General features: G+C 71.5%; 7 protein-coding genes. 4 read left to right on the forward strand and 3 right to left on the reverse strand.

All coding sequences use genetic code 11. From position 1 onward, the window contains the following. Nucleotides 1-102 precede the first annotated feature (102 nt). Complete coding sequence (locus OIE12_RS29305) at nucleotides 103-3,381, reverse strand: LamG-like jellyroll fold domain-containing protein (protein ID WP_329140475.1); 3,279 nt, start codon at nucleotides 3,379-3,381, stop codon at nucleotides 103-105. A 223-nt stretch (nucleotides 3,382-3,604) separates the two neighbouring features. On the opposite strand from OIE12_RS29305, the gene OIE12_RS29310 reads away from it, so the two are divergent. The 3 genes from OIE12_RS29310 to OIE12_RS29320 all read left to right on the forward strand — a co-directional run bounded on the left by OIE12_RS29310 (nucleotide 3,605) and on the right by OIE12_RS29320 (nucleotide 6,612). Further along, on the forward strand, nucleotides 3,605-4,294 hold the full coding sequence (locus tag OIE12_RS29310) for a helix-turn-helix transcriptional regulator (RefSeq protein ID WP_329140477.1): 690 nt from the start codon (nucleotides 3,605-3,607) through the stop codon (nucleotides 4,292-4,294). Continuing rightward, nucleotides 4,291-5,577 carry an alanine racemase gene (locus OIE12_RS29315; RefSeq protein ID WP_329140478.1) on the forward strand — a complete coding sequence of 429 codons (1,287 nt, stop codon included), beginning with the start codon at nucleotides 4,291-4,293 and terminating at the stop codon, nucleotides 5,575-5,577. Before OIE12_RS29310 ends, OIE12_RS29315 begins: the two co-directional genes overlap by 4 nt. A 66-nt stretch (nucleotides 5,578-5,643) precedes the next feature. Then, nucleotides 5,644-6,612 carry a threo-3-hydroxy-L-aspartate ammonia-lyase gene (locus OIE12_RS29320; protein ID WP_329140480.1) on the forward strand — a complete coding sequence of 323 codons (969 nt, stop codon included), beginning with the start codon at nucleotides 5,644-5,646 and terminating at the stop codon, nucleotides 6,610-6,612. A gap of 51 nt (nucleotides 6,613-6,663) precedes the next feature. Here the strand turns inward: OIE12_RS29320 and OIE12_RS29325 are convergent, their stop codons facing one another. Continuing rightward, on the reverse strand, nucleotides 6,664-7,026 hold the full coding sequence (locus OIE12_RS29325; RefSeq protein ID WP_329140482.1) for a DUF1304 domain-containing protein: 363 nt from the start codon (nucleotides 7,024-7,026) through the stop codon (nucleotides 6,664-6,666). A 104-nt stretch (nucleotides 7,027-7,130) separates the two neighbouring features. Between OIE12_RS29325 and OIE12_RS29330 the strand changes: the two genes are divergently transcribed. Then, complete coding sequence (locus OIE12_RS29330) at nucleotides 7,131-8,048, forward strand: glycoside hydrolase family 16 protein (RefSeq protein WP_329140484.1); 918 nt, start codon at nucleotides 7,131-7,133, stop codon at nucleotides 8,046-8,048. 78 nt (nucleotides 8,049-8,126) lie between these two features. Here the strand turns inward: OIE12_RS29330 and OIE12_RS29335 are convergent, their stop codons facing one another. Further along, entirely contained in the window at nucleotides 8,127-9,218 is a 1,092-nt protein-coding gene (locus OIE12_RS29335) for a ricin-type beta-trefoil lectin domain protein (protein ID WP_329140486.1), read from the reverse strand. Nucleotides 9,219-9,275: the final 57 nt, after the last annotated feature.

A 9,275-nucleotide genomic window follows, 5' to 3' on the forward strand; every position in this document is an offset into this window, starting at 1 on the left:
ATGCGGATCGCTCATGGGTGGTCGCTCATGGGCGACCACGCACCGCGGTCCCGGTGAGCGGGGCTCACCGGGACCGCGGTGTGTACAGGGCGTCGCCAGAGGTTACGGCTTCTCCGCCGTGTAGAGGGTGCTCACCTCCTCCGCGGCGAGCGCCTTGTCGTACGCGTGGACCTCGTCGACCGCGCCGTTCCAGAAGTCGGTGTTCTCGCCGTTCCACTTGGCGCGGCCCACCGCGAGGGGGCCGGAGCCGACGTAGTTCGGGCCGGAGGCCGAGGTCGCCGCCCGCTTGCCGTCGACGTAGAGGGCGATCTGGTTGGTCGACGCGTCACGGACGCCGACGAGGTGGTACCAGCGGCCGAGCTCCGGCGTGGTCACCATCCGGGCCCGCTTCTCGCCCGGCATGCTGAAGGCGAAGGCGCCCTGGCCGTACTGGAGGTAGAACGGGCTCGCCTGGCGCTTGCCGTCCTGGCTGACGGCGGTGGCGTAGTTGCCCGGGAGGGCGTCCAGCTTGACCCATGCGGAGACCGAGTAGCTCCCGGTGGTGTCGAGCACCGGCGCCTTCGTCTCGGCGTACTGGCTCTTGCCGTCGAACTTCAGGGCGCTGCCGCTGACGCCGGGGGTCCAGGAGGTGCCCTCGGAGAGCGTCAGGGGGTTCTTGTTCGGCCCCGCGTCCGCGGCGGTGGTGCCGGAGCCCTCGTCCAGCGACCAGGTGCCGCCGCCCTTCAGCTCCTTGCGGTCGCCGGCCGCGGCACCCGCGGCGATCACCTTGCGGTTGATCTCACGGACACGGTCCGCGTCGACCTTCAGCTCGCGGCGGTCGTAGGTGTAGAGGCCGTTGAGCTCGTTCTCCAGGTCGGTGATCTGCGTGTACACCGAACCCGACAGCTCGGCGCCCGCCTGGTCGAGGTAGAACTTCTCGGTGTTCTCGACGTACTTGTCGGTCAGCGCCTCCTTGTCCGCCACGCCGCTGTAGATGACGGTCGGGGCGCCCGGCCACATGTGGCCGGGGGTGCGCAGGGTGAAGCCGCCGTGCTCACCGTCCATGGCCGCCCGCTTCTCGTCCGGGAAGGCCGGGTCGGTGTTGTTGTAGTCGTGGTGGTCGATGATGTCGCCGGTGCCCGAATCACCCTTGGAGTTGCAGCAGTTGACGCCGCTGTGGGTGTTGACGACGCGCGAGGGGTCGGCTTCCTTGACCGCCTCGGCGATCCGTCCGGTCTCCTCGCGGTTCCACTCGCCCCAGCCCTCGTTGAAGACGATGTTGCCGATGACGGCCGGCGAGTCGTGGTGCTGGCGCATCGCCTCCATGCCCTGGTCGACGAAGGCCTTCTGACCGGTCTCGTTGGTGATGTTCCCGGAGACGAAGTCCTGCCACACCAGCAGGCCCAGCTTGTCCGCGTGGTAGAACCAGCGGGCCGGCTCCACCTTGATGTGCTTGCGGACGGCGTTGAAGCCCAGCTTCTTGTGCGCCTTCAGGTCGAAGGCGAGGGCCTCGTCGCTCGGCGCCGTGTACAGACCGTCGGGCCAGAAGCCCTGGTCGAGGGTGGCGAGGGAGAAGATCGGCTTGTTGTTGAGCACCAGCTTCTGGTAGCCGCCGACCTTCTTGACGGCTATCTCGCGCATCCCGAAGTAGCCGGAGATCCGGTCCGTCGACCTGCCGTCCACGAGCTTGACGTCGAGGTCGTACAGATAGGGGTCGTCCGGGCTCCACAGGTGCTGCTTCGCCACGGGCAGCGTCAGCTTCTTGTTGGCGGGACCGCTGACCCGGCCCACGACCTTGCCGTGCTTGTCACGGGCGACGGCCTCCACACGCGCCCTGCCGGAGGCGTCGTCGGACCGGGCGGTCACCGCGAGCGTGCCGGTGTCGATGTCGGGCGTGGTGACCACGTCGTCGATCGAGGCCTGGGCGACGGGCTCCATCCACACCGTCTGCCAGATGCCGGACGACTGGGTGTAGAAGATGCCGCCGGGGTTGGTGGACTGCTTGCCCATCGGCTGGTCGGCGCCGCCGGTGTCGGTGACCCCGACCACGATCTCCTGCGGACCCCTGGCCTTGAGCGCGTCGGTGATGTCGGCGGTGAACGCCGTGTAGCCGCCGGTGTGTTCGGCGACCTTCTTGCCGTTGACCCAGACCGTCGCCTGGTAGTCCACGGCCCCGAAGTTGAGCTTCAGCCGGTCGCCCTTGCCCGACCTGCCGGACTTGCCGATCTTCCAGCTCTTGGGCACGTCGACGAGCTTGCGGTAGAACATGTGGTCCTCGTGCCGTTCGAGGCCGGAGAGCTGCGACTCCACCGGGAACGGCACGATGATCTTCTCGTCGAGGTTCCTGCCGAAGGCCGGCTGCTCGCCCTTCTTCGCGGCGCCGAACTGCCAGGGCCCGTTGAGGTTCTTCCACTTCGCGCGCACCTGCTGCGGGCGCGGGTACTCCGGCAGCGGGTGCTTCGTGTCCACCTTGTCGCCCCACGTGGTGGTGAGACGGTGGGCCGAGTCGTTCTGCGCGAACCGGATGATCTTCGGCACGGCCTTGCCGTCGGCGGTGAGGCCGGCCTCGCCGTCGTAGGAGAACCTGACCTGCTGGCTCTGCTGGATCGGCTCGGTGAGGTTGATCTGCAGCGAGTCGCGGTCCACTGTCCTGACCGAGCCGATCGGCATGGGGGTGGTGTCCGCCTGGACCTCGAGGTGGTCCTTGAGGGCGGAGAGGTCACCGACCTTGCCCTCGAACCGGGCGCGCACCTTCTTGCCGTCCTCACCGACCGTCAGCTCGACCGGGTAGACCTCGAAGTCGGCCGGCGGCGTGAACGCCGACATCGGCACCACCTGCTTGGCCAGGGTCGGGGTCGACCAGCGCAGATACATGTTGGCGCCGCCGGTGTCCTGGAACATCTCCAGCCGGAAGTCGTGCTTCTCACCGGCCTTCAGATGGACCGCCGCACTGGTCTGCTCCTTGTCCCAGTCGCCCTCCCAGTGGTCGATCACCGCCTTGCCGTCGATGAAGAGCCGGAAGCCGTTGTCGCCGATGGCGTAGAACGTGTAGTCGCCGGTGGCCGGCGCCTCGATCTGCCCCGTCCAGCGGGCGGTGGTGTTCTCCGTCTGCCCGGTCAGTTCCTTGAAGGTGTCGGTCAGGCCGGAGAAGTTGATCTGCGGGTCGAGCAGGGTGCCGCCGAGGTGCGCGAAGTCCCGCGCGCCCGGCGCCGACATGCTGAAGTACTCGCCCTTCAGGCCGTGCACCGCGACGGCGTCCTGTCCGGACGAGTGGGCCGAGGCACCGGCCGGCGCCTCGGCGGCCGACGCGGTGGACACCAGGCCGGACGTCGGCAGGACCAGTGCGGTCGCTGCCAGCAGCGCCCACGCTCTGATGCGTGGACGGGCGTGTGCTCTTGTCATCGAAACCTTTCCTCAACGGAGTTCAACGGGGCAAACCGCATCTTCCAACGTTGGAAATCGAGTTCAGCGGAATGACAACACGGCCCTTCGGCACCTGTCCATACCTCGCGCACAGCTCGACCGTGAGGACGTCGTTTGCTGGATTAATAGTCCAGAGCTGGACCCAATGCTCAGAAATGGGTACCGTCGGGGGCGGCAGACGATCCGTCGGAGGGGAAGGTGCATGGACCAGGACACGGGCCCCGACGGCAGTGGGGGCGCACCGGGGGCGTTGGGCGAGGACGCACCCGTGGCCTCCGACGAGCACGTCATCGGCGAGGTCGAGAAGATCGCCGTCGCGCTGGGGCGGATGTTCCCCGGGCTGTGCGAGGTGGTGCTGCACGATCTGCGCGACCCGCGCCACGCGATCCGGGTGATCGAGAACAACCTCTCCGGGCGCCGGGTCGGGGACTCCGCGACCGAGCTGGGGCTCGCCCGCATCGCCGACCCCGAGTACCCGAGCGTCATCCAGAACTACCCCAACCGGTTCCCCGACGGCCGCCCGGTCAAGAGCACCTCCATCGGCATCAAGAACGCCGCCGGGGAGTACATCGCCGCGCTCTGTCTCAACCTCGACGTCTCCGTGCTCTCGCCGGTCACTCTCGCCCTGTCCAACCTCGTCGCCACCGACGTCGAACACCGCGACCGGCCGCTGGAGAGCCTGCGCGACCGCAATGCGCGCGAACTGCGCGAGACCGTCGAGGCGCTCGCCGCGGAACGCGCCGGCACCCCGCGCTCGCTGAGCCGCCAGGACAAGAGGGAACTGGTGCGGCAACTGCACCGGGACGGCTTCTTCGACTCCCGGGACGCCGCGCAGGCCATCGCCGATCTGCTCGGGGTCTCCCGGGCGACCGTCTACAACTACACCAAATGAAGAATCCGGACATTGCTCCTGTGAACACCTCCGCGTCCGTTCCCGACCACATTCACACCTCCCCACCCGTCCCCGCCGACGACCACACCTCCGCACCCGTCCCCGTCGACGCCCATACCTCCGCCACCTCCCACACCCTCGCCGAACCCGACACGCCCTTCGCCGTCGTCGACGTGCACAAGGTGCTGCGCAACGTCGAGCGTCTCGCCCGGCGCGCGGAAGGGCTCGGTGTCGTGCTGCGCCCGCACGTCAAGACGGCCAAGAGCCTCGACGTCGCCGCCCTGCTGCGGAACGGCGACGGCGCCCCCTGCCCGGTCACCGTCTCCACGCTCGCCGAGGCGGAGGCGTTCGCCGACGGCGGGTACACCGACCTCACCTACGCCGTCGGCATCGCCCCGCACAAACTCCCGCGCGTCCTCGCCCTGTCGCGGCGCGGAGTGCGGCTGCGGGTGCTGCTCGACAGCCGTGCGCAGGCCGAGGCGGTCGCCGACGCCGCCCGCCGGGCCGGGCTCGCGATTCCCGCGCAGATCGAGATCGACTGCGACGGCCACCGGGGCGGCCTGCGCGCCGAGGACCCCGCCCTCCTCGGCATCGGCCGCGTACTGCACGAGGCCGGCTGCCTGGACGGTGTGCTGACCCACGCGGGCGAGTCCTACTTCGCCACCACCCCCGAGGCGCGGCGCCGGGCGGCGGAGCGGGAACGCGACGCCGCCGTCACCGCCGCCGGGCGGCTGCGCGCCGCCGGGCTGCCCGTGGCCGTCGTCAGCGTCGGCTCCACGCCCACCGCGCACGCCGCCGAGGACCTCACCGGTGTCACCGAACTCCGTGCCGGGAACTACGTGTTCTTCGACCTGGTCATGGCCGGGCTGGGCGTCTGCCGGCTCGACGACCTCGCCCTCTCCGTCGTCGTCACCGTCATCGGCCACCGCCCCGAGCTGGGCCGGATCCTCACCGACGGCGGCTGGATGGCCATGTCCCGCGACCGCGGCACCGCACGCCAGGCCCGGGACCAGGGTTACGGACTCGTCACCGGCCTCGACGGCACCCCCGTCCCCGGCCTCGTGATGACCGACGCCAGCCAGGAGCACGGCACGCTCACCGCGCGCGACGGCGCCGCCCTGCCCGACCTGCCGCTCGGCACCCGGCTGCGGATCCTGCCCAACCACGCCTGCGCCACCGCCGCCCAGCACCACGGTTACCACGTCGTCGACAGCAGCCGGCCGCACGAGCACGACGGCGCGCCCGAGGCCGTCGCGTACTGGCCGCGCGTCACCGGCTGGTGACCGCCACCGCCACCGCCACCGCCCACCCGCTCCCGCCGACCACCCACCCCCCGCGAGGTGCCCGCCATGACCGACCCCTCACCCGTCTCCTTCGACGACGTCCGCGCCGCCGCCGGGCGCCTCGCCGGTGTCGCCCACCGCACCCCCGTCCTCACCTCCCGCACCCTCGACGCCCTCGTCGGCGCCGAGGTGTTCGTCAAGTGCGAGAACTTCCAGCGCGTCGGCGCCTTCAAGTTCCGCGGCGCCTACAACGCGGTGGCGCAGCTCTCCGCCGAGCAGCTCGCCAAGGGCGTCGCCGCCTACTCCTCCGGCAACCACGCCCAGGCCACCGCGCTGGCCGCCCGGGAGCTCGGTACCACCGCCGTCATCCTCATGCCCGAGGACGCCCCGCGCTCCAAGCGGGAGGCCACTGCGGGGTACGGGGCGGAGGTCGTCACCTACGACCGCTACTCCCAGGACCGCACCGCGCTCGGCGAGGCCCTGGCCGCCGACCGGGGACTCACCCTCATCCCGCCCTACGACCACCCGCACGTCATCGCCGGACAGGGCACCGCCGCCCTCGAACTCCTGGAGGAGACCGGGGAGTTGGACGCCCTCGTGGTGCCCGTCGGCGGCGGCGGGCTCATCGCGGGCAGCGCCCTCACCGCCAAGGCGCTGCACCCGGGCACCGAGGTCTTCGGTGTCGAGCCCGAGGCGGGCGACGACACCAGGCGCTCCCTGGACCGCGGCGAACGCGTCACCGTCCCGGTGCCCCGCACCATCGCCGACGGGCAGGCCCTGCCCACCCCCGGCGCGCTCACGTTCCCCCTCAACCAGCGGCTGGTCGACGGGATCGCGCTCGTCAGCGACGAGGAGATCGTCCACGCCATGCGTTTCGCCTTCGAGCGCCTGAAGATCGTTTTGGAACCGAGCGGAGCCACCCCCCTGGCCGCCCTGCTGGCCGGACGCCTGGAGCGGACACCGCGCCGCATCGGCCTGATCGCCTCCGGGGGCAACATCGACGTACGGCGCTTCACCGAGCTCCTCGGAGGCTGACGGGGGCCGGGCCGGCCGGCGCGCGGCCGTTCCGCGCGGCCGGCCGTCCCGTCAGCCCGCGACGGCGACGGCGATCAGGGCCAGGGCGCCGGGCAGGGCCTGGACGCCGAGGATGCGCCTGTTCGCCGTCACCCCGCCGAAGACCCCGGCCACCACGACACACACCAGGAAGAACACCCGGACCCGGAAGCCCATCGGATCGTCGGCGACCAGCCCCCAGACGAGCCCCGCGGCGAGGAACCCGTTGTAGAGGCCCTGGTTGGCGGCGAGGGGCGCCGTGGCGGCGGCGAGCTCGGCGTCCATGCCGGACAGCCGCCGGCCCGGGGCCTTCTGCCACAGGAACATCTCCAGTACGAGGGCGTACACATGGAACGCGGCCACCAACCCGACCAGCACACTCGCTACGAGGTCCACTGATTCCCGTCTCTCTTCCGGTCTCTTCCGACTCTTCTCGACTGCGGCTCCCGCAGAGGGTATTCGGTCGCCCGAACGGACATGCGTCCCCATAGGGTGCAGTCATGCACCGCACGCGCCACCTCCCGTCCCGCCCGCGCCCGTCGGCCCTCCGGCCGGCCGTCTGGGCCGCCGTACTCGCCCTGCTCGCCGCCTGCGCGGCCTGCGGTGGCGGCGACGACGATGGTGGCGACGGGGGCGCGAGAGCGGGCGGCACGGACCGGGACGGCTGGCAGCTGACCTGGTCGGACGAGTTCAAGGGCGCGCGGGGCACGCCGCCCGACCCCCACAAGTGGGTCCACGACACCGGCGGCGAGCCCCAGTGGGGCAACGAGGAGTGGCAGTACTACACCGACCGCACCGCCAACGCCGCCCTCGACGGAAAGGGACGCCTCGTCCTCACCGCCCGCCGCGACCAGCTCCCCGACATGGCGGACTGCCCCTACGGCAGCTGCGACATCACGTCCGGGAGGCTCACCACAAAGGGCAGGTTCACCCAGGCCTACGGGAAGTTCGAGGCCCGCATCCGGGTACCCGAGGGCAAGGCGACCCTGCCGGCGTTCTGGATGATGGGCGACAACGACGAGGAGAAGTCCTGGCCCGGCAACGGGGAGATCGACGCCATGGAGGTCGTCGGCGGCGAACCCGGCCTGGTCTACGGGACTGTGCACGGCCCCGGGTACGCCGAGGAGGGCCTCGGCGGCAGCCATGAACTGCCCGACGGCGAGCGCTACGCGGACGGCTTCCACACCTACGGCGTCGAGTGGACGAAGGACCGGATCACCTGGACCGTCGACGGCACGGCGTACCACAGCGACCGGCGTGCGCGGCACGACGCCAAGCATCCCTGGGTCTTCGACCACCCCTTCTACCTGCTGCTCAACCTGGCCGTCGGCGGCACCTGGCCCGGCCCGGTGACGTCGAGCACACCGCTGCCGGCCCGGATGACGGTCGACTGGGTGCGGGTCTACGAGCGGTCCTGACCGGACACCGCACCGAGCGGGGCCGGGTCCACGAGCGGTCCCGGCCCGGACGCCGGCCCGGGCACGGCCCGGGCCGGTTCAGCGGGTGCTCCACTTCTGGTTGTCCTGGCCGTTGCAGTCCCAGAGCTGGAGCCGGGTGCCGTTGCCGGTCGCCTGGTCCTTGACGTCCACGCACTTGTCCGCCTGCGGATTGACCAGGTCGTTGCTGGAGTTGAGACGGAACTGCTGGGCCGGGTTGCCGCTGCACACCGCGAGCTGGATCACCGCGCCGTTCTCCCGCGAGCCCCAGGCCACGTCCATGCACAGGCCCATCGAGCGGATCGTGCCGTCCGAACGGAAGTCCCACTTCTGCCAGTCGGCCTTGCCGCAGTCCCAGATCTCCAGCGGTGAGCCGTCCGCGCCCTTGTGGCCCACCATCTCGATGCAGCGGTGGGAGGCGTGGCTGTAGAGGGTGGTGCCGGGTGCGCTGATGACCGTCTCGGTGGCGACGGCCCCGCCCGCCTTCTTCTTCGAACTCCTGCCGGGGGAGCCCTTCTTGGCCGCCTTCTCGGAGCTCTCCGCGACCACATCCGCACCGGCGCCCGCCGCCGCGCCCGCCTTCGCGCCCTTCTTGCCGTCCTTCTTGCCGCTCTTCCCGTCGTCCTCGCTGTCCGACGGTGACGGGGACGCGGTCGGCGAGGCCGAACCGTAGGCGCCGCCGCCGTCCGCCGCCGGATCGTCCAGGACCGTACCGGCGTTGGCGGCACGGTCCGACGGCGAGTCCTTGGCGTCCGACGAATCGAGCATCCCGGAGACCAGGAACGGCACGCCCACCAGCAGCGCCCCGGCGACGGCCGCGCCGGCGAGTATCCCCCGGGACGGACGTCCGGAGGGGCGGGCGCCGTCGGCGTCCTCGTCGGCGCCGGCGGTGAGGGTGCCAGGGGTGTCGGTGGCGGCCGCGGTGCCGGCGTCCGTCTCGGCCTCGGCGTCCGGGGGCGTCGCGGCCCGTGCGACGGCCGCCGGTTCGGGCGCCGTGGGCGTGCTCGGGGCCGGAGCCGGCTCCGCCGGTGCGGGGGCCGCCGCGGCGGCGGGCTCCGCGGTGACGGCGGATTCCGCGGTGGCGTCCGGGGCCGGGGCGGGCGTCGCCCCGCCCGTCGCGCCCTGGTGCTGGGGGTCGTTGGTGCCGGACATGGGGTGGGGTTCCTTCCGGGGACGGGTGTGCGTGCGGGGGGAGGCGCCGTCGGGCGG

The sequence above is a fragment of the Streptomyces sp. NBC_00670 genome, from assembly GCF_036226765.1.
GTDB lineage: Bacteria > Actinomycetota > Actinomycetes > Streptomycetales > Streptomycetaceae > Streptomyces.

What these genes read in the sequence shown, in the direction of transcription:
- OIE12_RS29305 (WP_329140475.1), bottom strand. Translation starts at nt 3,381, where the DNA reads ATGACAAGAGCACACGCCCGTCCACGCATCAGAGCGTGGGCGCTGCTG.
- OIE12_RS29310 (WP_329140477.1), top strand. Translation starts at nt 3,605, where the DNA reads ATGGACCAGGACACGGGCCCCGACGGCAGTGGGGGCGCACCGGGGGCG.
- OIE12_RS29315 (WP_329140478.1), top strand. Translation starts at nt 4,291, where the DNA reads ATGAAGAATCCGGACATTGCTCCTGTGAACACCTCCGCGTCCGTTCCC.
- OIE12_RS29320 (WP_329140480.1), top strand. Translation starts at nt 5,644, where the DNA reads ATGACCGACCCCTCACCCGTCTCCTTCGACGACGTCCGCGCCGCCGCC.
- OIE12_RS29330 (WP_329140484.1), top strand. Translation starts at nt 7,131, where the DNA reads ATGCACCGCACGCGCCACCTCCCGTCCCGCCCGCGCCCGTCGGCCCTC.
- OIE12_RS29335 (WP_329140486.1), bottom strand. Translation starts at nt 9,218, where the DNA reads ATGTCCGGCACCAACGACCCCCAGCACCAGGGCGCGACGGGCGGGGCG.